General features: G+C 33.5%; 22 protein-coding genes, 1 tRNA gene, 1 pseudogene and 1 other annotated feature. Of the genes and pseudogenes, 18 read left to right on the top strand and 6 right to left on the bottom strand.

Annotation, left to right across the window (positions count from 1 at the left end):
• Window positions 1-167 precede the first annotated feature (167 nt).
• From FP432_RS01675 to FP432_RS01690, 4 genes are all read left to right on the top strand, one after another.
• On the top strand, window positions 168-1,994 hold the full coding sequence (locus tag FP432_RS01675; RefSeq protein WP_265489138.1) for a monovalent cation:proton antiporter family protein: 1,827 nt from the start codon (window positions 168-170) through the stop codon (window positions 1,992-1,994).
• A gap of 152 nt (window positions 1,995-2,146) precedes the next feature.
• Window positions 2,147-3,115, top strand: a complete 969-nt coding sequence (locus FP432_RS01680; protein WP_265489139.1) for a hypothetical protein — start codon at window positions 2,147-2,149, stop codon at window positions 3,113-3,115.
• 505 nt (window positions 3,116-3,620) lie between these two features.
• Window positions 3,621-4,529, top strand: coding sequence for a prenyltransferase (locus FP432_RS01685; protein WP_265489140.1), 909 nt, complete (start codon window positions 3,621-3,623; stop codon window positions 4,527-4,529).
• A 188-nt stretch (window positions 4,530-4,717) separates the two neighbouring features.
• Window positions 4,718-6,100 (top strand): MFS transporter, encoded by a 1,383-nt coding sequence (locus FP432_RS01690; RefSeq protein WP_265489141.1) that lies wholly within the window; start codon window positions 4,718-4,720, stop codon window positions 6,098-6,100.
• Between the two features lie 53 nt (window positions 6,101-6,153).
• Here the strand turns inward: FP432_RS01690 and FP432_RS01695 are convergent.
• Window positions 6,154-6,241 (bottom strand) — tRNA-Ser (locus FP432_RS01695).
• Between the two features lie 156 nt (window positions 6,242-6,397).
• Between FP432_RS01695 and FP432_RS01700 the strand changes: the two genes are divergently transcribed.
• On the top strand, window positions 6,398-7,141 hold the full coding sequence (locus FP432_RS01700; RefSeq protein ID WP_265489142.1) for a hypothetical protein: 744 nt from the start codon (window positions 6,398-6,400) through the stop codon (window positions 7,139-7,141).
• A 49-nt stretch (window positions 7,142-7,190) separates the two neighbouring features.
• On the opposite strand, the gene FP432_RS01705 is transcribed toward FP432_RS01700, so the two are convergent.
• Together FP432_RS01705 and FP432_RS01710 are read right to left on the bottom strand one after the other, a co-directional pair.
• On the bottom strand, window positions 7,191-7,589 hold the full coding sequence (locus tag FP432_RS01705) for a hypothetical protein (RefSeq protein ID WP_265489143.1): 399 nt from the start codon (window positions 7,587-7,589) through the stop codon (window positions 7,191-7,193).
• Between the two features lie 110 nt (window positions 7,590-7,699).
• Complete coding sequence (locus tag FP432_RS01710) at window positions 7,700-8,053, bottom strand: hypothetical protein (RefSeq protein WP_265489144.1); 354 nt, start codon at window positions 8,051-8,053, stop codon at window positions 7,700-7,702.
• A gap of 179 nt (window positions 8,054-8,232) precedes the next feature.
• Here FP432_RS01710 and FP432_RS01715 point away from each other — a divergent pair, with 179 nt between their 5' ends.
• Both FP432_RS01715 and eno read left to right on the top strand, forming a co-directional pair.
• Window positions 8,233-8,790, top strand: a complete 558-nt coding sequence (locus tag FP432_RS01715; RefSeq protein ID WP_265489577.1) for a phosphatase PAP2 family protein — start codon at window positions 8,233-8,235, stop codon at window positions 8,788-8,790.
• A 188-nt stretch (window positions 8,791-8,978) separates the two neighbouring features.
• Window positions 8,979-10,265, top strand: a complete 1,287-nt coding sequence (eno, locus tag FP432_RS01720; RefSeq protein ID WP_265489145.1) for a phosphopyruvate hydratase — start codon at window positions 8,979-8,981, stop codon at window positions 10,263-10,265.
• Between the two features lie 209 nt (window positions 10,266-10,474).
• On the opposite strand, the pseudogene FP432_RS01725 reads toward eno, so the two are convergent.
• A pseudogene (locus FP432_RS01725) lies at window positions 10,475-11,691 on the bottom strand (IS110 family transposase).
• Between the two features lie 384 nt (window positions 11,692-12,075).
• Here FP432_RS01725 and FP432_RS01730 point away from each other — a divergent pair.
• The 10 genes from FP432_RS01730 (at window position 12,076) to FP432_RS01775 (ending at window position 24,123) form a co-directional block, all read left to right on the top strand.
• On the top strand, window positions 12,076-13,698 hold the full coding sequence (locus FP432_RS01730) for an ABC-F family ATP-binding cassette domain-containing protein (protein WP_265489146.1): 1,623 nt from the start codon (window positions 12,076-12,078) through the stop codon (window positions 13,696-13,698).
• A 173-nt stretch (window positions 13,699-13,871) separates the two neighbouring features.
• Window positions 13,872-14,849, top strand: a complete 978-nt coding sequence (gene bsh / locus FP432_RS01735) for a choloylglycine hydrolase (protein WP_265489147.1) — start codon at window positions 13,872-13,874, stop codon at window positions 14,847-14,849.
• Between the two features lie 340 nt (window positions 14,850-15,189).
• Window positions 15,190-15,446 (top strand) — a binding site (T-box leader).
• A gap of 50 nt (window positions 15,447-15,496) precedes the next feature.
• Window positions 15,497-16,357 carry a MetQ/NlpA family ABC transporter substrate-binding protein gene (locus FP432_RS01740; RefSeq protein WP_265489148.1) on the top strand — a complete coding sequence of 287 codons (861 nt, stop codon included), beginning with the start codon at window positions 15,497-15,499 and terminating at the stop codon, window positions 16,355-16,357.
• Between the two features lie 11 nt (window positions 16,358-16,368).
• Window positions 16,369-17,418, top strand: a complete 1,050-nt coding sequence (locus FP432_RS01745) for a methionine ABC transporter ATP-binding protein (RefSeq protein ID WP_265489149.1) — start codon at window positions 16,369-16,371, stop codon at window positions 17,416-17,418.
• On the top strand, window positions 17,411-18,112 hold the full coding sequence (locus tag FP432_RS01750) for a methionine ABC transporter permease (RefSeq protein ID WP_265489150.1): 702 nt from the start codon (window positions 17,411-17,413) through the stop codon (window positions 18,110-18,112). Before FP432_RS01745 ends, FP432_RS01750 begins: the two co-directional genes overlap by 8 nt.
• 152 nt (window positions 18,113-18,264) lie before the next feature.
• Entirely contained in the window at window positions 18,265-18,849 is a 585-nt protein-coding gene (locus tag FP432_RS01755; protein WP_265489151.1) for a hypothetical protein, read from the top strand.
• A gap of 117 nt (window positions 18,850-18,966) precedes the next feature.
• Complete coding sequence (locus FP432_RS01760) at window positions 18,967-20,373, top strand: class II fumarate hydratase (protein ID WP_265489152.1); 1,407 nt, start codon at window positions 18,967-18,969, stop codon at window positions 20,371-20,373.
• A gap of 15 nt (window positions 20,374-20,388) precedes the next feature.
• Window positions 20,389-21,777: a flavocytochrome c gene (locus tag FP432_RS01765; protein WP_265489153.1), complete on the top strand. Its 1,389-nt coding sequence runs from the start codon at window positions 20,389-20,391 to the stop codon at window positions 21,775-21,777.
• Window positions 21,778-21,882: 105 nt separating this feature from the next.
• Entirely contained in the window at window positions 21,883-22,698 is an 816-nt protein-coding gene (locus FP432_RS01770) for a Cof-type HAD-IIB family hydrolase (RefSeq protein ID WP_265489154.1), read from the top strand.
• A gap of 54 nt (window positions 22,699-22,752) precedes the next feature.
• Entirely contained in the window at window positions 22,753-24,123 is a 1,371-nt protein-coding gene (locus tag FP432_RS01775; RefSeq protein ID WP_265489155.1) for a threonine/serine ThrE exporter family protein, read from the top strand.
• A gap of 48 nt (window positions 24,124-24,171) precedes the next feature.
• Here FP432_RS01775 and FP432_RS01780 read toward each other — a convergent pair whose 3' ends face one another.
• Together FP432_RS01780 and ybaK are read right to left on the bottom strand one after the other, a co-directional pair.
• Window positions 24,172-24,321, bottom strand: coding sequence for an LPXTG cell wall anchor domain-containing protein (locus tag FP432_RS01780; protein ID WP_265489156.1), 150 nt, complete (start codon window positions 24,319-24,321; stop codon window positions 24,172-24,174).
• Between the two features lie 88 nt (window positions 24,322-24,409).
• Window positions 24,410-24,913, bottom strand: a complete 504-nt coding sequence (ybaK, locus tag FP432_RS01785; RefSeq protein ID WP_265489157.1) for a Cys-tRNA(Pro) deacylase — start codon at window positions 24,911-24,913, stop codon at window positions 24,410-24,412.
• 58 nt (window positions 24,914-24,971) lie between these two features.
• On the opposite strand from ybaK, the gene prmA reads away from it, so the two are divergent.
• Window positions 24,972-25,916, top strand: a complete 945-nt coding sequence (gene prmA, locus FP432_RS01790; protein ID WP_265489158.1) for a 50S ribosomal protein L11 methyltransferase — start codon at window positions 24,972-24,974, stop codon at window positions 25,914-25,916.
• Window positions 25,917-25,927: the final 11 nt, after the last annotated feature.

Genomic DNA, 25,927 nt, shown 5'->3' on the forward strand with positions numbered 1-25,927 from the left:
GAATTGAATATTAGTAAGAAAAACGATTAAGAGCCTTTTATCAGGTTTTTAATCGTTTTTCTGATTTAAAGGACCAATGTATTTATTTAAGAATTTATTTTTGCTAAGCTACAAAAGAGAAAGGTTTTAATATTAGCAAGCATAACAAGCATAAAAGGAAGGAAAATATGGGACAGTTTTCGATATTTATTGTTGCCTTGGCCGCTTTAACAATTCCCATTGTCATGGCACGTTTTAAGGTAACTACAATTCCTACCGCTGTTGCTGAAATTATTGTAGGAATTCTTTTGGGAGAATCAGCTCTTAATATTATAGAAGAAACTACTGCAGTTAATCTTTTATCTAACTTAGGAGTTACGTTGCTGATGTTTTTGTCAGGGATGGAGATAAACTTTGATTTATTTAAACATGATGATAATCAAGAAGTAGGGCACGTTAATCCTGCTAAAACTGCTATTACTTCATATATTTTAATCGCAATTACAGCTTTTGTTGGAGCCTCAGTCTTACACTTTATCGGCTTGTTTAGTGATATTATGTTAGCTACGATTATTCTGATGACGGTAGCGCTAGGAGTTGTAATCGCAACTTTAAAGGAAAAAGAAATTTTATCACGCCCAATTGGGCAAACGATTTTATTAACGGCAGTGCTAGGAGAAGTCATTCCGTTATTGCTTTTAACAATTTATGCCTCAATTAATGGGGGAAATGCTGAAAAATTATGGCTGATTATTATCTTATTTGTGGTGGCAATTATTTTGCTTAATCGTTTCAAAAAACCTTATGAATGGTTTAATGAAATTTCTAAATCTACCACTCAACTTGATATTCGTTTAGCCTTTTTCTTAATTTTTGCCTTAGTAACAGTAGCACAACAAGTTGGGGCAGAAAATATCTTGGGTGCTTTCTTAGCTGGGATGGTAATGAAATTATTGCAACCAAGTGAAGCAACTATGGATAAATTAACCTCAATTGGATACGGCTTCTTTATTCCAGTATTTTTTATTATGACTGGGGTTAAGTTGAACTTAAAATCTTTGTTTGCTCACCCTAACGCTTTAATGTTAATTCCAATTTTGGTTTTACTATTAATTGTGGCAAAATTACCAGTTTTTCTAATTTATCGCAAAAACTTTGTTAATCGTAATGCACTCGCTGGAACATTACTTGCTACTACAACAATTACGATTGTTTTGCCAGCCTTAGAAGTTGCTCGAAAATTGAAATTAATAACTGCTACGCAATCAGATGCTTTCATTTTAGCTGCAGTCATCGTCTGCATCGTTGGACCAATTTCATTTAATGCGATTTTTAAATTAACTAAACAGGATAAGATTAAAGATCGAGTATCAATCTTGGGTGCTAATGTGATTACTGTTCCTGTAACACAAGAACTTTATGATAATTGGTATAACATTACGATGTTTACCAATGCTGAAGATCACTATAATACCTACAAGAGCCGTATTCCTAAGTTGAAATTAATTCCAGGACTTGATGAAGAACAATTAAAACAAGTTGGAGCGTTTGAATGTGAAATTTTTGTTGCTGGGTTTGAAAACGATGAGATTAATTGTCGTCTAGGGTCAATGGCTAAAAGAAATGGTGTTAAGCGTGTTATTGTCAGCCAAAGAAAAACTGTTGAAAGTCAACAATTACGTGATTTAAGAGAAAAAGGAGTTGAAGTTTTCAATGCCTTTAATGCTGAAACTTCAGTTTTGCGTTCAATGATTGAATCACCATCAATTGTAGCTATTTTACGTAATACTAAGAATGGTTTATACGAAATTACTGTTCGAAACCGTAAGTATGCTGGTCGCAAGCTCATGGATCTTCCGTTTATTAATAAAATCACGGTTAGTTACATTCTGAGAAAAAATCAATGGCTCACTCCACACGGTAATACCATTATTGAACCAGGAGATAAGATCATTTTTACTGCTCCAATTGAAGAAGTAACTCCAATCAGAACAGAAATAGAAAAGAAAAATTAATCATCTAACTAAAAATCGAAATTGTATAAAGCAATTTCGATTTTTTCATTGGAAAATTAGGATAATATTGCCTGTCTGAGGATAGTTATTTATACTTAAAAATATATTTATTGGAGGAAAGATTAACGTAAAAGAAGAATCTGAAATTAATAATGAAGAAAAAAGTTCTCAATTTATTTTTGAAACTAATTTTAGGCTTAAGTTTATTACTTGGGACTATTGCAACCGTGCAGCTCTTAGTACCAGCTCAAACTACTTTTGCTTCAATGGGTTCTACAGGAGGAGGTAGTTCCGATTTTTCTGGAGGAGGAAGTAGTTCGGATTATTCTACTTCTTATTCTTATGATTCATCTACTGATAGTAGTGATGATAATGAGTCAGATTCACCGCTTTGGCAAAAGATTTTAGCAGGAATTGTGTTAGGAGTCATAGTTTTCTTAGCTTTAATAGATAGTGTTGGTGATTTCATTTGGTATGTTTTTCAATTCTTTCTCAGAATGATCCGCTTGGCATTTATTCGTCTCCATTTGTTTTACCAATATGGTGGCAAACATCTTGCATATGATTTTATTAAGCCAAATATAGAATTAAGTGAGCTTGAAGAAGCAATAAGAGAGAATAAGATTGAGTTAAAAGAAATTTCTCAAGCCAGTAAGTATAAGAATTTTAGTGATGTTTATATCAAAGCGCAATTTTTATATAGTCAAGATCTGCGAGAAAGATATGTGAACAAGCGCTATAGCTTAAGGAATTTACTTGAATATTTAGATAAAAATTATTATTGGGTAATGAAGAATGAAATTAAGTTGAAAGTTAAGCAAGCAACTATTGATGATACGGTTGTTTCTAACGCAAGAGTCGTTAAGATAGCCAGGTTAAGTGAGAATGTTTGGTTAACTCAAATAGATGCCAGTGGAAAAGATAAGGAAGTTCAATTTAATAAAGATTTTAATGATAGTTTTACGCGATCTCAGTGGAGTGATTATGTCATTTTTGGAAAAGATCGAGAAGGGCAGATTAAGATTATTAATTTAGTTTATGGAGAACATTTCCACTTGGATGGTAAAGATTTTAATCATCAAAAGTCTTTGGGTAGTGGAGGTTATAGAGAAAGAAAATAGAAATAATAAGTAATAGCTCGATACGTTGTTGTATCGGGCTTTTATTACGGTACTTTATAATAAATTGTTGATTAAATTAACAAGAGATAGAGTTAAAAATATTGTTAATCATAATAGTAGAATATTACTGAAGGATTTACTCCAGGATAGTCGGATGAAAGTAATTTTGATTTAAGAAAGAATTAAAAAATGGTTTTTATACCTAAAGAGATAATTAATATTATTGATTTTGTTGATGGGATCCTCGCACTGAAGGATGGAGCTACAGATAAGCAAAAGATAATATATGCAGACTTTATGAAAGACTATCTTTTCAACCATAATGAAGATGATTTTGACACTTTTTTCAAGAATCATTAAGAATTTTATCTTTAGCTGTAAATGATTAAGCTAGAATAGGTTGCTTTTCTAGTAAATAATTTGAAAAAGCGTAGATCCTTCTTTTTTATTTATTCTCTCTTCAAATAGTGCTTTAATAGGACTGTGTTACAAAAGGGAGAAAATAATGAAGAATAGAAAAGATGGATATTTAGAATTAATTGATCCGATGACCTTGATTAATACTTTTGCACCATGGTTATTAGGAATTCTGTATACTTTGTACAATTATCATGTATTTAACTTATGGTTAAGTGTAGAAATGTTAGTTGCGTCCGCATTTTTACAATTAGCTTTAAATATGAATGATGATTTTTGGGATAATCGTAAGTCAAAGGCCTTGGGAATTAATGACCCTCAGAATCCAATCAGTAGTTATGGTTTAAACAAAAAATTAGTTTTATCTTTGATTATCGGATTTTTATTGGTTTCAATGGGATTTGCTTTTGCCATTGGATTTCAAACTAATTTAATTATTTGGATAGTTGGTATTTTTTGCTACGTGGTCGCAATCGGTTATTCAACTGGTAGGCATTCAATTTCTGGCACTCCTTATGGTGAAGGACTTGCTGGGATAGCCATGGGGTTCGGAATATTTTTTGTAACTGCATTTTTGAATATTAATAATGTTTATCCATTAGATTGGAATTTTGCCTGGAAAGCTATGCTTGCTTCTGGTGTCAGCGTGGCATGTACTTTTAATTTGCTATTAGCCAATAATATTTCTGATGCTGAACCTGATATTGCTCATGGGCGTCAAACAATTGTTAGTTATTTAGGAATCAGAAAAAGTTGCTATTTGCTAGCTGCGGTTTATGTAATCGGATATTTTGCTTCAATCATAGCTACTGTCGTGGGATGTATCCCTTGGACTGTACTTGTGATTGAATTATTCATAATTCCATATCTAGTCAAACAAGTAAAATTCATCTTTCGTAAACAGATTAAACAAGTTTCATTTGCCAAAATCTTAAATACCAATATTCTATTATCTTTTGGACAAATTCTAGGATTGGTAATTTGGCTTATCGCATAGTTAAGATAAAGTGATTTAAATTTTTTAGTGCAAAATCACTCTGGAGTAAGATTTCTAGAGTGGTTTTTATTATCATGAAAGGTCATGAAGAAGTAGTAAAATATTATTAAGTTAAGGTAATTATTTTTATAAAGTATGATATGTAAAACGACTTAAGCTACCTATTAGTTAAAGAAAAGAAGATGAAAATGACAAAAAAAGTTACACCACGTTTGGTTGTGGCAATTTTATCAGCAGGGATGCTCTCATTTTTTGGAATTCTTGATGAAACGGCAACAACTGTTACTTTTCCGATTTTAACCAAGGAATTTGCCATTACTACCGATCAAGTTCAATGGGTTAATACTTTGGTATTGTTAGTAATTGCGACAATTGTACCCATTAGTTCACAGATTAGGTTGAGAATTCCAACTAAAAGAATATTCATTCTAGGAGTGTCTTTGTTCCTATTGGGCTTAGTAATTGATATTTTTACTCCATGGTTTGCTCTTTTGCTAGTGGGACGAGCTATGCAGGGAATTGGTACGGGGATAGGACTACCCTTAATGTACAACATTATTTTGGCTGAAGTCCCTAAAGAAAAGCTTGGTTTTATGATGGGAATCGGAACAATGATTACCGCTTGTGCTGTAGCTTTTGGCCCAGTATTTGGTGGTATTGTGACTGATGAACTTAATTGGCGCTGGATTTTTATCATCTCACTTTTTTTAATTATTATTAGTTTATTAACTGGAATCTGGTCAATTAGACAAATTAATCCTTTACAGAAGGTAAAAATCAAGTTTGGCCAATGGTTATCTTTAGCAGTTGCGTTAGTTTGCTTGATGCTAGGCTTCACTCAGATTGCTAAATATTCATTCCTATCAGTGCCAGTCTTGGGCTTTTTACTTTTGGGCATTGCCAGTTTATTGATTTGGTTAAAAATATCTTGGTCAGACAAGGGAGCTTTAATTAGTCCTAAATTATTTAAAAATCTACGTTTTAGTATGCAGCTTATTGCTTATTGTTTTGCCAAAATTGCGACTTTAGCCTTGGGTTTTATATTTCCAATTTATGTGGAGCTCGTTAATAAAGGGTCTGTTTCACTAGCTGGTTGGATCACCTTCCCAGGTGCAGTGGTTAATGCCTTAATGGCAGCAATAGCCGGTAAGTTGCTTGATAAAAAGGGTGCGCGTTTACCAATTATTGTGGGTGTAATCGCTAGTTTGACTAGCTTAGTTTTGATGAATCTTTTACCATCGCTCAGCAACGTTGCCATTGTATTACTATATGTACTTTATTATGGTGGGTACGGAATGTGCTTCGGTAGTTTAATGACTAGTGGATTGATAACTTTAGGTGAATCTCATCATGCTCAAGGTAATGCTATTTTTAACACTTTGCAGCAGTTTTCTGGAGCACTTGGAACTGCATTAGCTGGGACCTTGATTGCGATGGCACAAAGTAAGCATATCGGTAATGGTACGGCGATTGGTTCTAAATGGACCTTTATGGTACTACTTGTATTGGTAAGTATTAATCTAGTTTTGGGACTTTGTTTTGTACCGAAGAAGCAAGAGGGGAAATCTTAAATAGATAAGAAAATAAAAAGCCCTATGTATCAGTACATAGGGCTTTCGTATTAAGGAAGGTACAGGATTTGAACCTGCGCGCCGGTATAAGCCGGTTCGCCGGATTTCGAGTCCGGTGCATTACCACTCTGCCAACCTTCCACAATAAAAATAGTATATCATTGATTAATTTATTAAGGTAATATTTTTGCAATCTTTATTTAAAAAGTCTTTTATTAGCTTCTTACAAAGGAAAGAGCTATCATGCAAGTAGAATAAAATTATACAACTAGTTTATTAATGGTGGGAGACAAAATTATGAAGAAAACATATCTTTTAGCTGTTACCGCTCTTGCAGGTGTAACTCTTGCAACCACTACACTTCCAAGTGCAGGGTTTACTAATAATATAGTTCAGGCTGCATCAAAAAAAGAATTTAAAGTAAAGCATGATAAATATCATAAGAAACGTGTTTCTGTAAATGTTAAAAATCCTAAAGCAGGAGATTATGCCAAAATTGATAATGGCGAATATATGACTTGGATTAAGGGAAATAAGAAGCTTTCTAGTTATAAGGCTAAAGGACTTAAATTTACTAATCTGAAGTATCAAGTTTTTGCAATTGAGAATTATAAGAACTATGATCAAATTTTGAATATTAATAAGAATGATAAAGCTGTTTTTGGTAAGTCTCAATTCTCAGATCCTGTTGATCAAACTTTTGTGGTTTTAAAAGTGACAACTAATATTGAAAATACAAGTAAGAAGACCATAACTTTTGGTGGTTTATCAGGTGAGGCTAAGAAGATTAAGCTGGATAAAGGTAAGAAAGTTAAAAATAAGAATATTGCCTTTGATGATGCAAGTAGCAATATTCAAATTAAACCAGGCCAAAAACTTAAGAATAAAGAAATGGTTTTAGTTTTATCCTATGGAACAGATTTGAAATCAGCGCTAAAAAAGATTAAGAGTAAGCACTTAAAAGTTACAACAAGCGGGATTAAAGATGAAAATAATAAAAATCTTGGTGGAGAAAAAACTTTAAACTTTATCATTAAATAATGACAAAATAAAAATGATTGACCTACAGAAACTGTAGATCAATCATTTTTTATTTATCTAATCGTTTTAATGCGGCAAGATATAAACTTCCACCAACAATGGCAATAATACCACCAATAGTGTCGCAGAATGGAATCATTGCAACAGCACCACCTACAATCAAGAGGACCGTTGGCGCAGTATGAACTTGGGTTACATTCTTAAATTTAACAGCCCCCACAATTCCTAAAACCAAAATTGCAATTTTAATTATAATAAAGATTACCCCGATTATTACTAACCAAATTGCATCCGAACCACTAATTTCTGAATATTCACCACCAGCCCAGTAGGCAAGTACTCCATAAAAGGCAGTAGTGAAAATGGTACCAAATAAGAGGAAAATTCCTCCAACTAATCCGACAATTCCATTGGTTAAAACCAATGAGCTTACATTTTTAGTCTTCATTTTTGTATCTCCTTATCTTGTAACATAGTGAAAGTATAGCAAAGATAGAAAAATTTTAAAATATCAAAAAAGCCACAGAAGTTTAAGCCTTCTGTGGCTAAATATTACTTTTAAGCTTCAATTTGCTTCATTTCAGAAAGATACATACTTCCACCAATGATTGCTAAAATTCCACCAACCCAGCCTAAAAGGGGAATAAGTGAAATAGCACCACCAACAATTAATAGTACGCTTGGGGCAGTATGAATTGCATCAACAGTTTTAAATGAAATTGAACCAATAATTCCAAGAACCAAGATTGCAATCTTGATAATATAAATTAAAACCGTAACAAATCCTCCGAAACCGTCATTTACAATAAAACTTAAGCCCATTAGCCAAATAGCAATTAGAAGAATAATTCCTCCAATTAAACCTACTAACCCATTAGTTAAAGCCAAGTTTTTAGCTCCTTCTTGACTCATTTTTAAGCCTCCTAAATATTAAAATTTAGCTTAAGTATAGCAAATGATTAAGATTTATTAAAGATGAAAAATAATTATAGTTATGTTATTAAAAACATACAGATTTAGGTCTAAACCTGCTACAATATAAACGTTAGTTTTAAAGAGGTAATACTGTGGATTGGAATTTAAATCTTAATATGATCGTAGCAGGAAGTGTACTTGCTGCTTTAATTCTTACCATAAAAAGTTCGCGGTTAGTAAATTTCTATGATCGCTGGGTACATCATAAATTAGGAACTCAAAATAATACTAAGCTATGGCGATTGATCACATTTCTCAATGAGCCAAAGTTAATTGCGGGATGGGATGTTGTACTTGCCAGTTTACTTTTTATTACTGGTCACCCGCATTTAAGTAAATGGGTCTTAATTACTTTGATTTTTACTGATTTGTTAGGCATTTTCCTTAAACATACAGTTAAGCGGGCAAGACCGAAAAAAACTAGTCCAGTTCGTGTTGGTTATAGTTTTCCTAGTGGTCATGTTCTAAGTGTCACAATCATGGGGTTAATGCTTTGGCATTTATTTGGTAAAAGTGGGGGATTGTTATTATTTTTAATTATTATTGCAACCTGGCTTTTAGTAGTGATTTCACGTTTAAAAACTAAGGCACATTATCCTTCAGATATTATTGGAGCGACGACTTTAGGCTTTTTCTGTTTTGCAATTGCGCAACAATTATTAGTGTTGGTTTAACGACCAACACTTTTTTAATGCAAAAATAAACTTAATTTCTGATATAAGTTTACATCATCACAATCTTGCACTAAAATAGTTTTGTAGTCCAAAAGGGCTAATGCCCAAAGGTGACGAATATATTGGTTAGATAGCAATGTATTTAGTTTGTATATTTCGCCACAAATTCTAAGGAGGATTTTATACTAATGCTCAAATCAGTTATTGAAAATGTACATGCTCTTGAAATCTTTGATTCACGTGGTAACCCAACTGTTGAAGTGATGGTTACTCTTTCAAACGGTATTGTAGGTAAGGCTGAAGTTCCATCAGGTGCTTCAACTGGTGAAAACGAAGCCGTTGAATTACGTGATGGTGGTTCACGTCTTGGCGGTAAAGGTGTTATGAACGCTGTTAACAACGTTAACACTGAAATCAACGATGCATTAAAAGGTTTAGATCCACATGATCAACCAAACATTGATGCAACTATGATCGCTTTAGATGGTACTCCAAACAAGGGTCGTCTTGGTGCTAACGCTATTTTAGGTGTATCTATGGCTACTGCTGTTGCAGCTGCAAAAGATACTCACCAACCTTTATATCGTTACCTTGGTGGTACTGATCTTGAAATGCCTCAAACTTTCCACAACGTTATTAACGGTGGTGAACACGCTGACAACGGTATTGACATTCAAGAATTCATGATTACTCCAGTAAGCAAGACTTCATTCCGTGATGGATTTGAAAAGATTGTTAACGTATACCACACTTTGAAGAAAGTTCTTGAAGATATGGGTTACGAAACTGGTTTAGGCGACGAAGGTGGTTTCGCTCCTAACATGAAGAACTCAGAAGAAGCTTTAAAGGCATTACACGAATCAATTATTAAGGCTGGTTACAAACCAGGTGAAGATATTGCCATTGCTTGTGACTGTGCTGCTTCTTACTTCTACAACAAAGAAGACGGCAAGTACCACTTGGAAGGTAAAGTATTGAACGATGAAGAATTAGCTCAATACTACGACAAGTTGCTTGCAGAATTCCCAGAATTAATTTCTATGGAAGACCCATACGACGAAAACGATGTTGAAGGTATGGTTAAATTTACCGAAAGCCACAAAGATCGTTTACAAATCGTTTTAGATGACTTCATTTGTACTAACCCTAAGCTTTTGAAGAAAGCTATTAAAGAAGGTGCCGGTAACGCTTCATTGATTAAGTTGAACCAAATCGGTACTGTTACTGAAACTCTTGAAACTATTCGTCTTTCACGTAAGAATGGTTACAACACTATGATTTCTCACCGTTCAGGTGAAACTGGTGATACATTTATCGCTGATTTAGCAGTAGCTATTAACGGTGGTCAATTGAAGACTGGTGCTCCAGCTCGTTCAGAACGTGTTGAAAAGTACAACCGTTTACTTGAAATTGAAGAACAACTTGGTAAGGGTGAACGTTTAGCATTCTTCCCAGACAGCGTTGACTTTGATTAATAATAATTAAAAGACTGGTGGAAACACCAGTCTTTTTTTCTACGTAAAGTCAAGCACAATACGATGTTTGACTATGTTTTTAGCTTGAATTTTAGTTTAAGTAGCTATTAATGTCGATATATTTTTGGAATTAAGCACGATAAATAAGCCCAAGTTTATATCTGATTTTTGGGCTTAGCGTTATAATGTAGTTGATCAATTAATTACGACTAAAGTCTTTTTTGGTTATGTGTGGCTACGTTGTAATCATATAGTTGATCATTAATAATCAGGGCATAAATTGTTCTGATTAGTTTATGTATTGAAGCAATAGCTATCTTTTTAAACCCTTTGGTTTGAGAAGATAGCTTTTTGCTTTCATAATAATCTGCTATGTGACACGGATTAGTCTTAGCCGCATTATCAATTTGACCAATAGCACGATAAAGCAATTTACGTGCTATTGCATTACCATGCTTAGTAATACTTAAATTAGAATCCATTTCACCTGACTGATATCTACCTGGATCTATGCCAATAAAAGCATTAATTTTATTGGGATTGCTAAATCTGCGTACATCTCCCAATTCTGCTAAAACTCTAACTGCAGTAGTTTGGGCAAAACCTGGAATACTTTCTAGATTTTCTAAATCATGATTAGGTAAAGTCTTAGCGAGTTTAACCATTCTTGTAATTAATTGTTCTCTTTGCTTACTTAGATTAAGTAGTCTTTGGGTATAATATTGTACTTGTTGAACTTCTATACTAGTCTCGGAGACAACTGGATAAGCTTGATAAGCTAATTCAATAAGTTTATCAGCAGTTTTTTGAGCATGTTTAAATGCAATACCTTTTAAATTCATTAGCCAATTAATAATTTGATTTTTGTTCTCTTGTCTTACTAAATCGCAATGAGGGTAATGAGCAACTATTTGCCAGTAATTATTACCTTTAGCAGTAGAAAATAGATTTTCAATTTCGGGAAAAGTTGATTGTAAAGCCTGGTGAAGTCTATTTTTAGCTGTGACTAAATCATCTGTTAGCTGGTCATAGAAACGACTCAAAGCATTGAGTTGCTTATAAGACTGAGACTGATTTTGACTAACTGGATGATGATAAAGTCTTTGAATTAAGGCTAAATGATAAGCATCAGTTTTATCAGTCTTATTATGACGTAGTCCCAAATCCATTTCTTTTTTGCTTTAAGAGGATTAAGCACAACATATTCATAACCGTAATCTTCTAGAAAAGCTTGTAGTCTGCGTGAATAAACACCAGTAGCTTCAAAAATAATTTCTGGCTGTTTAGTAAAAGCAGCTAATTCGTGCAGTAATTTAATAAAACCAGGACGGTCGTTAGTAATGGTAAATTCATTTTTACTTTCACCAATTAGCTCACAAATAGTAGAAGTAGACTTACTTACATCAATTCCAAAAGTAATTTGCATTATATAACCCCCTAAGCTTAAGTAGTAAAACGTATTTACTTAAGAAATCAGATCTAATTTTCTAAACTCGACATCAACGTGTCCACATTCTTCGAAGAGATTATTGATAGCCTAAGTAAAACTGCCAGTTTTTAATGCGACATCAAGTGTCTAAAAAGGCTTTGACATATCGTTTTACTACTACTTAAATTCTACAAGAGAATAAAAAATAGTGAATTAATTATCCCGTCGGATAACTAATTCACTATTTAGCTTAGAATGTTTTGTTTGTTAACTTTTCTTACAAGTTTGCATTAATTATTGTCTAGGCAGTATTAAAAAAATTTGCTATACTTAAGCATCTAAATAAATTGCTGTAATCAAATTTGAAAGGATGATTATTAAGTGATCACAGTTTCTGACTTAAGTTTAAATCTGGCAGGACGAACTTTATATGATGATGTAAACCTAAAATTCACACCCGGTAATTGTTACGGTATCATTGGAGCCAATGGAGCAGGAAAGTCGACTTTCTTAAAATTATTAGAAGGTAAATTAGAACCAACTACTGGGAATATTAGTATTGGTTCTAATGAAAGAATGTCTAGTTTAAATCAGGACCACTTTGCTTTTGAAGATTTCACTGTCCTGGAAACCGTAATTCAAGGCCACAAAGAGCTTTATGATGTAATGCAGGAAAAGGATGCCCTTTATGCTAAACCTGATTTTGGTGATGAAGATGGGGTAAAAGCAGCTGAACTTGAAAGTAAATTTGCTGAATTAGATGGTTGGAATGCAGAGGCTGATGCATCCAAATTATTACAGTCATTGGGAATCCCTGAATCTAAACATCAAGTTTTAATGAGTGAATTATCAGAAGCTGAGAAAGTTAAGGTCCTTTTAGCTCAGGCTTTATTTGGCAATCCTGATATTTTACTTTTGGACGAACCAACAAATGGTTTGGATGTTCATACAATAGATTGGTTAGAAAACTTTTTAGCTGATTATCCAAATATTGTTTTAGTGGTTTCTCACGATCGTCACTTTTTGAATCAAGTATGTACCCAAATGTGTGATGTTGATAAAGGAAAAATTCAACTTTATGTAGGGAATTATGATTTTTGGTATGAATCTAGTAAGTTAGCCAATGAACTAGCTGCTAACCAGAATGCTAAAAAAGAAGAAAAGATTAAAGAACTACAAGAATTTATTGCACGTTTTTCAGCTAATGCTTCAAAATCTAAGCAAGCAACTTCACGTAAAAAGCAATTAGATAAAATCACACTAGATGATATTAAACCTTCATTACGTAAATATCCTTATGTGAAGTTTGAAATGCATCGTGATCTAGGTAACGATTTACTCAAAGTAGAAAATGTTTCTTATACTGTTGATGGTGAAAAATTATTAGATAATGTTTCTTTTACGATTAACTCTGGTGATAAAGTAGCATTCTTATCAAAAGATACTAGAGCTACTACAGCATTATTAAATATTATTGCAGGTAAATTAAAACCAGATAGTGGAAGTGTAACCTGGGGTCAAACCACGGCGTTTAATTACATGTCACGTGATTTAAATGCTAACTTTAACAATGATAAGTTAACTATTTTAGACTGGTTACGTCAATATGCAACTAAAGAACAAGATGATAATACCTTTTTACGTGGCTTTTTAGGAAGAATGCTCTTTAGTGGTGATGAAATTGAAAAGCAGATCAAAGTACTTTCTGGTGGAGAAAAAGTTCGTTGTCAATTATCACGGATGATGTTAGAACCAGCTAATGTCTTAATTATGGACGATCCTACAAATCACTTAGATTTGGAATCTATTACTTCACTAAATAATGCTTTAACTGATTATCAAGGATCTATTCTTTTTACCTCCCATGATCACGAATTTATCCAAACTATTGCCAACCATATTATTGAAGTTGGACCAAAGGGAATTGTAAGTCGACCAGATATGACTTATGATGAATTTTTAGAGCGTCCAGAAGTACAAGAAAAAGTAAGTGCAATTTATTAATGAATAAACTGATATACTGCGTTATGAACGTAGATATATCGGTTTTTTTGTTAGATATTACTTTTTAGAATAATATGTGTTAATTGGCTTAAATCTCTTAATATATGAAGTTGTTTGTAGTAAAATTGAGGCAGTTGTTAATATTACTTTTAATGTAATTAAAGGAGAAAAACATGTGTACTGGAATTTTATATAATTCAAATAATCATTACTTTGGTCGTAATTTAGATTTAGAAATTACTTTTGGTCAAGAAGTGACTGTTACTCCAAGAAATTATGAATTTAAGTTTCGTGAAGTACCAGCAATGAAATCTCATTTAGCTATTATTGGGATGGCAATGGTTGCTGATAACTATCCTTTATACTTTGATGGAGCAAACGAAGCTGGTCTTGGTATGGCAGGATTGGCTTATGCAGGAAATGCAACTTATAATCCTTCTAATCCCGAAATGACTAATGTAGCTTCATTTGAATTTATTCCGTATATTTTAGGCCAAGCTAAAACTGTAGCTGAAGCTAAAGAATTAATGAAGAATCTTAATATTACTAATGAAGCATTCTCAAAAGAAACCCAACCCTCACCATTACACTGGATCTTAGGTGATAAAACTGGTGCCAGCATTACAGTTGAACCAGATGCTGATGGTCTACATGTCTACGATAATCCAACTCACACTTTAACTAATAATCCATCATACCCACAACAATTGCTTAACTTAGGAAATTATGCTGGAATTACACCTGGTGAACCTAAGAACACTTTACTTCCAGATGTCGATATTAATTACTACAGTCGTTCACTTGGAACTCATAACTTGCCTGGTGGAATGGACTCAGAAGGTCGTTTTGTTAAGGTTTCTTTTGCTTTACAACATGCTCCAAAAGGTAAGACAGAAGATGAAAACGTTACTAATTATTTCCACGTACTCGGCTCTGTAGCCCAACCTAAGGGATTAGATGAAGTTGCGCCAAATAGCTTTGAATATACGATTTATTCAGATTGCATGAATTTGGAAAATGGTATGTATTACTACACAACATATGACAATAATCAAATTTCTGCGGTAGATATGCATAAAGAAGATTTGGATGGTAATGAATTAACTTCATATGCTACTAAGAATTCTCAAAGTATTAATTGCCAAAATTAAATAACGGATAAATAATAAATAAAGAAATCGGAACAAATACTTTTTGTTATAAAAATATTGTGAAAGGCTATTATAATGAGGCTGAGAAGTGATTTGATTTAGTGAAAGGGTTATTTTTAAATAAAAAAACTATTTTAAAATAACTTCTTGTGTGCTATAATCAGATTGTCGAAGGCGGAACAGTCCTCGATATCTTCTCAACAACATGTTTTTCTCAACAATTTCGGAGTAATCCGATTTTTTTTTGCTCTAAATTATATATTATGAGATTATTCTAAAAATATTTTAAAAAAGTCTTGACGAATTAACTAAGTAATTTTATTATGTTTTTAACAATTAAATTTAAACATTTCTTCAGCAGAGTAGAAGTACAATTTACTTTTAGAGAATCTATGGTTGGTGAAAATAGATAGAAATTTACTTTGAACATGGGCTGAGTTAGTGATGGCAGAGGTGAATTTTTTAGCCTTTGACGGGGTTGCGCTCGTTAACAAAGCAAAGTAATTCTAATCAATGTAGTATTGGAGCTACTTACCAAGATTATTTATGTGAGTAAATAATGAATAAAGGTGGTAACACGAAGCACTCGTCCTTTAATTAGGATGAGTGCTTTTTTTATTTTATAAATTCTTTAGGAGGAAAGTAAATTGCATAAGAAAAGAGTCAGAAATCGTATTATTTGGTCAATAGTTGGAGTTTTAATTTTAATCGCAGGCTGGTTCAGTTTTGTACCTAATCCACTTGGTAAACAACAAGCTCAGTCTAAGACTGTTACAGTCGGAGTTGTGGGCTTATCTAAGCAAGATGAAATTATTTGGAAGAGTGTTCAACAAACTGCTAAGAAAAAATATGGGCTTACGATTAAGTTAAAGAATTTTTCAGATTATACTCAACCTAATAAAGCTCTAGCTAATGGTGATATTGATTTAAATTCTTTCCAACATTATGCATTCTTAGACGCTTGGAACGAAGCTAATCATGGTACCTTAACTCCAATTGGTAGAACGTATATTGCTCCAATTAGAATTTATTCAAAGAAGTACAAGAGTATTAAGGATTTACCAGATGGTGCAACAATTGCTGTTCCAAATGATGCAACTAATGAATCACGTGCCCTTTATGTATTAAAGAATGCTGGCTTAATAAAATTAAAGAAAAATGTTAAGTTAGCAACTATTGCGTCTATAACAAGTAATCCTAAGCATTTAAAGATTAAAGAAGTATCAGCTGAACAGACAGCGCGAGTAATTGATGATGTTGATGCAAGTATTATTAATAATACTTATGTTCAAGCAGCTCACTTAGGTGATAAAGAAACAATTTATATTGAACCATTAAATAAAGATTCAGAAAAATGGATTAATGTAATTGTTGCTCGTAAAGATGATAAGAATAATATAATTTATCGTGAAGTTATTAAATCCTTCCAAACAGAAAAAACTAAAAAATTAATCCAAAAACTTTATGGAAAAACACAATTACCAGCTTGGGGTATTGAATTGAAATAGGAGAATTGCGGATGAGTATACAAATTGATTTACGAAATATAGATGTTGAATTTAATGGTAAAAAAGCAGTTAATAATGTTGATCTCCAGGTAGAAAAGGGAGATATTTATGGAATTATCGGCTTTTCCGGTGCAGGTAAATCTACCTTAGTTAGAACGATTAATTTATTACAAGAACCAAGTAATGGTACAGTCACAGTTAATGGAACAAAATTATTTGGTAACCATCAACAAGCTGTTTCTAATCGCAAGCTTCAAGATGAACGTAAGAAAATAGGAATGATTTTCCAGCATTTCAACCTGTTAAATGAAGCTACTGTAATTGAAAATGTTGCCTTTGCTCTTAAGCATGCAAATTTGAAAGATGATGAATTAGAAAAAAGAGCTTTACATTTATTAGATCTAGTAGGGTTAAAAGAACATGCAAATTCTTATCCAGCTCAACTCTCTGGTGGTCAACAACAACGTGTAGCTATTGCAAGAGCCTTAGCCAATGAGCCCGATATTTTAATTTCAGATGAAGCAACAAGTGCCCTTGATCCAAAAACAACGAATCAAATTCTAGATTTACTTTATAAGTTAAATAAAGAGTTGAAATTAACTGTAGTTCTGATTACCCATGAAATGGATGCGGTTAAGCGGGTAGCAAATAAAATTGCAATTATGGAAAATGGAAAAATAGTTGAAAAAGGTAACTTAAAGGATATTTACTTACGTCCAAAACAAACATTAACTAAGCAATTTGTAGGTGGAGCACTTGAAGTTCAACATATTTTAAATACTTACAATTTTGAGCAAGTTAATGATAATGAAGTTTTATACCAACTAGTTTATAAGATTAATGATGTTACAAAAACAATTGTGGCTGATTTAGATGAAGCTTTAGCTACTAAAACTAGTATTTTATATGGAAATGTTGAAGTTTTGGGTGGCGAAGCCGTTGGTACTTTGGCGGTTTTACTTAATTTAAATCAAGAAAAACAAAAAGAAGCAATTCAGTATTTAGAAGATAAGGGAATAGTTGTGACCAAGCTTGATAAAGGAGTGATAACTAATGATTAATTTCTTTGATAAATATTTTCCTAATGTAGTAGCCCTTGGCTGGGGTGGAGATGCAGGTTGGGGTACCTCAATTTTTCAAACACTTTTTATGACCTTTTGGTCAGCAATCTTTGGCGGGATTTTAGGCTTGATTTTTGGATTACTTTTGATTCTGACCAAGCCCGAAGGAATTTTAGCAAATAAGGTGGCATATAATATTGTTGATAAAATAGTTTCTCTTTTTAGAGCCGTGCCATTCATTATCTTATTAGCCTTTGTTGCTCCATTAACTCAAGCAATTGTTGGTACCCAAATCGGAATGAAGGCAGCCTTGGTGCCATTAACTTTAGGTGTATTTCCATTTTTTGCTCGTCAAGTACAAGTTGCACTTGAAAGTGTTGATACTGGTAAAGTAGAAGCAGCGCAAGCTTTAGGGGCCTCAGTATCTGATATTATTTTTGATGTTTATCTCAAAGAAAGTAGATCTGAATTAGCACGTGTTTCAACTGTTACTTTAATTAGTTTGATTGGCTTAACTGCAATGGCTGGTGCTGTAGGTGCTGGTGGGTTGGGTAATACTGCGATTGCCTATGGTTATAATAGATTTGATAACGACGTAACTTTGGTTGCTACCGTTTTGGTCTTAATCTTAGTTTTGATTGTTCAAGTAGTTGGCGATTATGTTGCGAAAAAGCTAAACCACCAAGAACGTTAAGCAAAAAGGGAGGCTCAGAGAGCCTTCTTTTAATTTGTAAATAAATAACATTTGTTGTATTTCATGAATAAAAGAGTTAATCTAATACTTGAGTTTAAAGAGTTAATCTAATACTTGAGTTTAAAATGAAGTGAAAAGGTTGAATAAATAAAATGAAAACTAGTCTGCAAAAGAGAATAATTACGATAACTGCTGTATGTGGCTTAACTTTCATGACCAACGATACAAGTTTGGTTATGGCAGAAAATATCACCTCAGAAAATGCTGATTATCCTCCTTTAACTAAGGCAGAAGATTCTCCTGATAATGATTTTGAAGCTGGTGGAGATCAAGAAAATAAGCAGCAATCTCAAACTGTGGCTGCTCCAGTTCAAAATCAAAAGGCAAAGTCAGTTAATCACTCTAATTTTCATCAAAATACGCCTGATGTTTATTCACAAACCTCACCAAATTACTCGCAACAAACAAAGTCTGTTCCTCAAACAAGGACTAGTTTAAGTCAAGATAATAGCTCAACAACGGTTAAACCTCATGCTGAAAAAGTAACTAAGAAAAGTAAAAAAACTGCTGTTAAACATCAAAATAAAAAGCAGACCTCTTTAACCAAAAAGCAAAAGAAGAATAAATCTAAGAAAGAGGTTCGAAAACAACGTGATCAATTAAGAGGTGCTTTATATGGTTCAATTGGATTTGTCATTGTAGCCGTAATTGTTTGGTTTTATAAAAGGAAAGCATAGTTAAATATAATTAGTAAGCTTATATGAAATTTTCATATAAGTTTTTTTCTTAAAAAATTTAATCTTTATATCTAATGAATTATAATTAGGTTAGCAATAAAAATGGAGGTAATTATCATGACTGAAAAAGAATTTCGTACTGAAAGTGATACCTTAGGTCCTGTTAAAATTCCAGCTGATGCTTTATGGGGACCACAAACTCAAAGAAGTCAAAATAATTTCCCTACTGGGCCACGTATTCCAGTTGGTATTATTCGTGCCTTGTTAAATATTAAGGCTGCAGCCGCTAAAGCAAATATGGCTGCTGAAAAAGAAAGTACCGAAAAGGGTAATGCAATTATTGAAGCAATTAGTCAATTATTAGCGATGCCCAATGAAAAGTTACATACTTACTTTCCATTACATGTTTATCAGACAGGTTCTGGTACACAAACTAATATGAATGTTAATGAAGTAGTAGCAAATTTGGCCAATAAGAATCATCCGGGATTAAATGTTTTGCCTAATGATGATGTAAATATGGGACAATCTTCCAATGATACTTTCCCTACAGCAATGAATTTAGTAGCGGTTGAAGCTGTAGATAATTTGGAACAAGCAGTTAAACACTTAATTGATGAATTAATTGTTAAGCAAGACCAATATTGGACTACAGTAAAAGTAGGACGGACACATTTGCAAGATGCAGTACCATTAACTTTTGGTCAAGAAATATCTGGCTATATTTCTGCCCTAAATCATGATTTATCTTATCTTAAGGAATTAAAACCAACATTATATGAATTACCTATTGGTGGAACTGCCGTAGGTACTGGACTTAACGCTGCAGATGGTATGGCAGAAAAAATTGCCGAAATCTTATCTAAAGAATACGACCATGACTTTAGAGTAGATACTAATAAATTCTTTGGATTGGCTAACCATTCAGGACTTGACGTAGTTCATGGCGCAATTAAAACTTTGGCTGCAGATGCATTTAAGATTGCTCAAGATATTCGCTTCTTAGGTTCGGGTCCTAGAGCTGGATTAGGTGAACTTAATTTACCAGCTAATGAACCGGGTTCATCAATCATGCCTGGAAAAGTTAACCCTACTCAAGCTGAAGCAGTAACTATGGCTGCAACTAGAGTATTTGGTAATGACACGACAATTACTATGGCTGCTTCACAAGGAAACTTTGAAATGAATGTCTTCAAGCCAGTTATGATTGAAGCATTTCTTGAATCAGCTGATATTTTAGCTGGAACTTTGACTAAGTTTGCTGATTTAATGATTCATGGCATGACTGTTAATAAAGAAAGAATGCAAGCTGATGTCGATAATTCATTAATGACTGTTACTGCACTTTCTCCTCATATTGGTTATCACGCTGCTGCCAAAATCGCGCAAGATGCTGCAGCTAACAATACAACCTTGAAAGAAGCCGCAATTAAGAGTGGGAAAGTGACGGAGGCTGAGTACAATGAATGGATGAAGCCTTTGGAAATGACTAACGCTTTACACCAAAAACCAATTGATGATTAATTTAGAAGTGAGAATATGGAAAAATTTGAATTTAAAACAAGTGATCCTAGTGAATTAAAAGATGATTATGACATTATCATTGTCGGTTCTGGAGGAACAGGATTAACTGCTGCAATTCAAGCACAAGAATTGGGTATGAAAGTCGCAGTTCTTGAAAAAAATGAACGGTTGGGTGGTAATACTACTCGTGCATCCTCTGGTATGAATGCGGCAGAAAGTTTTGTTCAATTAAAACATCAGATTATTGATAATAAAGATGATTTTTATCGAGAAACGTTAAAGGGGGGCGGCTTATTAAATAATCGTCAAATGTTACATTATTTTGTTGACCACTCAGCTTTAGCAATTTCTTGGTTAGAAGAACATGGAATTGATCTTTCAGATTTAACGATAACTGGCGGCATGTCGAAAAAACGTGCTCATCGTCCCGCTTCAAAAGCCCCAGTTGGTGGGTACTTAGTAACAGGTTTGCTTAAGCAAATTCAAGCTAAAGATATTCCTGTTTTTGCTAATACTTTGGTAACTAGTTTGCTTCAAAATGATAAAAAAGAAGTTACTGGTGTTGAAATTGAAACTGAAAAGGGAACGAAAGCGATTAAGGCCAAGGCTGTCTTATTAGCAACTGGCGGTTTTGGGGCTTCCAAAGAACTAATTAAAAAGTATCGTCCTGATCTTGAAAACTATAAAACAACTAATCAACCAGGTGCTACTGGCGACGGCTTGAAATTAGCTCGCAGTGTGGATGCTCAACTAATCCAAATGGATTTTGTTCAAGTGCATCCAACTGCTCAAACTGATGGGGCACGCACCTACTTAATTGGTGAAGGTGTACGTGGTGAAGGTGCAATTTTAGTTAATAAAGCTGGTAAGCGTTTTGTCAATGAATTGAATACGCGCAAGGTAGTATCAAATGCGATTACTGCTCTAAATGAAGATGGCGCATATTTAATCTTAGATCAAGGAGTAAAGGATCGTTTTCCAGCAATTGACTTTTATGAAAAAGTTGGTTTAGTAGAAAAAGCTCCAACAGTTGAAGAATTAGCTAAAGTTATTGGTGTTGATGAAAAAAATTTGGCAAGTACTCTTGAAACTTGGAATGAAGAAGTTGTCCAACATAAAGATTCACAGTTTAATCGAACAACGGGAATGGAGCATCCCTTAAATACCGCACCATTTTATGCAATTCATATTCATCCAGCCATTCACTATACCATGGGTGGTATTCATATTTTGCCAGATACTAGTGCTTTAGATGAAAATGGTAATAAGATAAAAGGCCTCTATGCTGCAGGTGAAGTGAGCGGAGGTCTTCATGGAAATAACCGTATTGGTGGAAACTCAATCGCTGAAACTGTTATTTTTGGACGTGAAGCTGGAATGACAATGGCTAAAGAAATCAAGTAAGCAGTATACCAATAAAGCTAAAAGCTCTGAACGTTTTTATTAGTTCAGAGCTTTTTAGTATAATTTAGATTAAAGGAAGGCAAATATTATTAAAGGAGAATTTAAATGTCAACCAAGTTAGTTGCAATTGATCTCGATGGTACTTTATTAAGTAGCAATAATACAATCTCACTTGAAAATAAGCGTGTAATTCAAGCAATCAGAAATAAAGGCGTAAAAGTTGTTTTAGCCTCTGGACGTCCTTTATCCGGTGTAATGCCCTATGAACAAGAATTAGGGATTGATGGTAAGGATGAGCATGCAGTCGTTTTTAATGGTGCTGTAGTGCAAACACTTGCTGGACAAGTACTAATGAGTAAAAAATTAACTTATCAAGATTTTCTCAAGATGCTTAAATTACAGCGCTTGGCAAAAGTTAATTTACATTTTGAAACAACTGAGTGCTTTTATACCTGTGATCGTGACCTATCAGTACAAATGCAGATTAATGCTTCATTTACAAATAATGTCATGAAAGTAAGGAATAAAAACGAAATTCCCCAAGATTTTACCTTTAATAAAGTTGGATTTACTTGTGACCTAAAAAGCAATGAAATTGAAAAACTTTGGCGTAATCTACCTGCATGGGCTTTTGAAAAATATGATATAGTTCGTTCAGCAGAAAATTGTATTGAATTAAACACTAAAGGAGCTTCAAAAGGGGATGCGTTAGTTAATTTAGCTAATCGATTAGGAATTGCGGAAAATGAAGTTATGATTTTTGGAGATCAAGATAATGATCGGTCAATGTTTGCTAATCCAAATTTTAAGAAGATAGCTATGGGGAATGCAATTTCATCAATTAAGGAGCAGGCGGACTATATTACAGCAACTAATGATGCAAATGGGGTCGCAAAAGCTTTAAAGAAGTTTGTTTTATAGGATTCATTTTATGGTATTCTGAGTATTGTATGTTAATTAAAGGGAAGTCATAAAATGAATAAACAAGATGAAAATAGTAGTGATGTTCTAACTCCAGTTCCTACTTTATCTCATCACCATCATATGCGAATTAGATGGAAAGAATTTTTTAATAATGAAAATGATAGTTTAGCTAAAGATGTCACGCTTGAGCAAAAATCAGTTATCGTTGGTCATATTGGCCTAATGCTTCTATCCTATGGTACTGGTGCTTGGCGTGTAAGGAGCTCGATGAATACGATGGCACGTGCTCTGGGAATTACTTGTAGCGCCGACATTGGCCTAGTTTCTTTATCTTATACTTGTATTGATCACGATGGAAAAAGTTTTTCTCAGTCATTGAGTTTACCAACTACCGGTGTTAATACGACTAAATTGGCAAAGATGGAGCAGTTTGTCAGTGAGTTTAAAGCTGATGGTGGAAACTGGACTATCAGCAAGATTCATAACCGCTTGGATAAAATATCTTCAATGAAAGCACAATATAGTCCTGTCCAAGTAGCTCTAGCATCTGGTTTAGCCTGTGGCGGATTTATTTTTCTACTTGGTGGTGGGATTTTTGAAGTGATCTGTGCCTTTTTAGGAGCAATGTGTGGTCAATTTGTTAGACGTAAAATGGCTGATCATAAAATTACTATTTTAGCTAATATTGCTATTGCAGTAACAGTTGCTTGTTGCGTTTATGTTGCAGCTTTCTTGATAATTAGAGCAATTTATCCCATAAGTTTAAGACGGCTGGATGGATATATTGGAGCAATGCTTTTTGTCATTCCAGGTTTTCCATTTATTACTGCCGGCTTAGACATGTCTAAATTAGATATGCGGTCTGGTTTAGAACGATTAACTTATGCAATTATGATTATTGTGGTAGCAACTGCAGTAGGTTGGGGTGTGGCTTTAGGATTAAACTTGCATCCACAGGATTTCTTACCATTAGGCTTAAGCCCATGGCTAATGACACTTTTACGTTTGTTAGCAAGTTTTTGTGGAGTATTCGGATTCTCAATTATGTTTAACTCACAACCTAGAATGGCTGCGGTAGCAGGAATTATTGGAGCTTTTGCTAATACTTTAAGATTAAGCTTGACTGATTGGACCCTTGTTCCTCCAGCCGTAGCAGCTTTTGTAGGGGCATTACTTGCAGGCCTGCTTGCGTCAGTAATTAGAAAAAAGGTCGGTTATCCTCGGATTGCCTTAACTGTGCCTTCTATTGTCATTATGGTGCCAGGACTCTACATGTATCGTGCCATGTTTAATTTAGGTCTTACTTCAATTAATGAAGGGGCACTTTGGGGTGTAAAAGCAATTATGATTGTTTTAGCATTACCATTAGGATTAATTACAGCTAGAATTATTGCTGATAAAGATTGGCGTCATGCTGGCTAATACAAAAAGGAAGTTTGGTTTTATTCCAAACTTCCTTTTTTATTTATCTTAGTTTTTATCTTTTTTATTATCTGACTGGGTAAATATACCAACTAAAATTACTAATGCAATTGCTCCAATAATAAAACCAATAATGCCCCATATCCAAGATGCAAGTGCACCAGTTTTTGGTAAAGTAGCTAAAAGTAGATTATTCATAATATTACTTCCAATCTTTTTATAAAATTCTTTCCCTATGGCTAGTGTAAGTTAATTATAAAAGGATTGAAAGAGAATATAACTGCTCTTATTCAACTAAATCAACAAATTCCGCATCTGTTATTTTTTGGAGGTCGAGGGGATTGATTTTGATACTTCTACCAACTTCTCCACTTGAGACAATAATTTTATCGTTATTTTTCATACTTTCATCTAAATAGATAGGAAAGTGGTGTTGCTCATAAATGCCAATTGGAGTGTTAGCTCCATGAACATAACCAGTAGTAGGGACAAGTTTTTTCAGTGGAAGTAATTCGCATTTTTTATTGCTAGAGGCTTTAGCCAATTTTTTCATGCTTAAATGTTCATCTACTGGAATAACGCCAACAACGGGAGAAATCTTATTTCCCTCACAAACTAAGGTTTTATAGACCAAATGCTTATCATCCGCTAGAATAGAAGTATCAACTTGTTGAACATCTCCCTTTTTTACAGTTTTAAAGGTACATTGTTCATAAGGAATTTTCTTTTGGTCTAACATTTTTTCAACTAATGTTTTTTTTAATTTTTGTTTTTTATTTTTTTTAGACATAATTCTCACCATCAACATCATAACTGGGAGAAGTAATTGTGTCAAAGGAGTTATTTTAATGAAGTTATTAGCTATTCGAATTAAAGCAGGTCATGAACTAGAAGATGGACTTTCATACTTTTTACAAAATGATTTAGGGGCAGTAGGGCTTGAAAGTAGAAAAAAAAGCGATTTTATAGCTGAAGGGCAAAAAAATGATTCAAGCTTAGTGGAACTTGATGATATTGAAAATTTACCTGAAGATCTGGAATTAACAGCCTTTTTTGATGCTGAAGCGGACAAAGAGGAATTATTAAATAAAGTTAATGCAAAAATAGAAGAGATGAAGGGTTATGGTTTAGAACCTGGTCAAGTTGAAATAGATACACGATATATTGCAGATGAAGATTGGAATACAGCTTGGCAAAAATACTATCATGTAATTGATTTTTCAAGAAATTTAGCTATTGTTCCAGAGTGGGAAGACTATCAACCAGCTTTTCCTGATCAAAAGTTAATTAGACTAGATCCGGGTTTAGCTTTTGGAACTGGTGGTCACACTACTACGCAATTGGTATTACTAGCAATGGAGCGAGCCATGACTAAGCCAATGACAGTAATGGATGTGGGAACAGGATCAGGTATTTTAGCAATTGCTGCTTCTTTGATGGGAGCTAAAAAAGTTTTAGCTACAGATATTTCTGATGAAGCAGTTACGGCAGCGCAAGAAAATATTAAATTAAATGATATTAATAATATTACGGTTAAAAAAGCCAATTTATTAAAAGATACAGAAGAATCGTTTGACTTAATCATTGCTAATATTTTGGCAGAAATTTTATTAGATTTAATTCCTGATCTAGATAAGCATTTAAATAAAGATGGAAAAGTAATTTTTTCTGGAATTGATTATAAGCAATTACCAAAAATTGAAGCTGCTTTAGAGAAAAATGGCTTTGAAATTGAAATGAAAATGCAGGAAAAACGTTGGATTGGTCTCTTAATCAGTCGAAAAGACAAATAAGTGCTAAAATT

It is taken from the genome of Lactobacillus sp. PV034, from assembly GCF_014522305.1.
Classification (GTDB): Bacteria; Bacillota; Bacilli; order Lactobacillales; family Lactobacillaceae; genus Lactobacillus.

Bases quoted from the DNA above. Each gene is read 5' to 3' on its own strand.
- FP432_RS01680 (WP_265489139.1), top strand. From the start codon at position 2,147: ATGAAGAAAAAAGTTCTCAATTTATTTTTGAAACTAATTTTAGGCTTA.
- FP432_RS01760 (WP_265489152.1), top strand. From the start codon at position 18,967: ATGACTGAAAAAGAATTTCGTACTGAAAGTGATACCTTAGGTCCTGTT.
- FP432_RS01765 (WP_265489153.1), top strand. From the start codon at position 20,389: ATGGAAAAATTTGAATTTAAAACAAGTGATCCTAGTGAATTAAAAGAT.
- FP432_RS01700 (WP_265489142.1), top strand. From the start codon at position 6,398: ATGAAGAAAACATATCTTTTAGCTGTTACCGCTCTTGCAGGTGTAACT.
- bsh (WP_265489147.1), top strand. From the start codon at position 13,872: ATGTGTACTGGAATTTTATATAATTCAAATAATCATTACTTTGGTCGT.
- FP432_RS01775 (WP_265489155.1), top strand. From the start codon at position 22,753: ATGAATAAACAAGATGAAAATAGTAGTGATGTTCTAACTCCAGTTCCT.
- FP432_RS01755 (WP_265489151.1), top strand. From the start codon at position 18,265: ATGAAAACTAGTCTGCAAAAGAGAATAATTACGATAACTGCTGTATGT.
- FP432_RS01690 (WP_265489141.1), top strand. From the start codon at position 4,718: ATGACAAAAAAAGTTACACCACGTTTGGTTGTGGCAATTTTATCAGCA.
- FP432_RS01685 (WP_265489140.1), top strand. From the start codon at position 3,621: ATGAAGAATAGAAAAGATGGATATTTAGAATTAATTGATCCGATGACC.
- FP432_RS01745 (WP_265489149.1), top strand. From the start codon at position 16,369: ATGAGTATACAAATTGATTTACGAAATATAGATGTTGAATTTAATGGT.
- FP432_RS01710 (WP_265489144.1), bottom strand. From the start codon at position 8,053: ATGAGTCAAGAAGGAGCTAAAAACTTGGCTTTAACTAATGGGTTAGTA.
- FP432_RS01770 (WP_265489154.1), top strand. From the start codon at position 21,883: ATGTCAACCAAGTTAGTTGCAATTGATCTCGATGGTACTTTATTAAGT.
- prmA (WP_265489158.1), top strand. From the start codon at position 24,972: ATGAAGTTATTAGCTATTCGAATTAAAGCAGGTCATGAACTAGAAGAT.
- eno (WP_265489145.1), top strand. From the start codon at position 8,979: ATGCTCAAATCAGTTATTGAAAATGTACATGCTCTTGAAATCTTTGAT.
- FP432_RS01675 (WP_265489138.1), top strand. From the start codon at position 168: ATGGGACAGTTTTCGATATTTATTGTTGCCTTGGCCGCTTTAACAATT.
- FP432_RS01715 (WP_265489577.1), top strand. From the start codon at position 8,233: ATGATCGTAGCAGGAAGTGTACTTGCTGCTTTAATTCTTACCATAAAA.
- FP432_RS01780 (WP_265489156.1), bottom strand. From the start codon at position 24,321: ATGAATAATCTACTTTTAGCTACTTTACCAAAAACTGGTGCACTTGCA.
- FP432_RS01705 (WP_265489143.1), bottom strand. From the start codon at position 7,589: ATGAAGACTAAAAATGTAAGCTCATTGGTTTTAACCAATGGAATTGTC.
- ybaK (WP_265489157.1), bottom strand. From the start codon at position 24,913: ATGTCTAAAAAAAATAAAAAACAAAAATTAAAAAAAACATTAGTTGAA.
- FP432_RS01750 (WP_265489150.1), top strand. From the start codon at position 17,411: ATGATTAATTTCTTTGATAAATATTTTCCTAATGTAGTAGCCCTTGGC.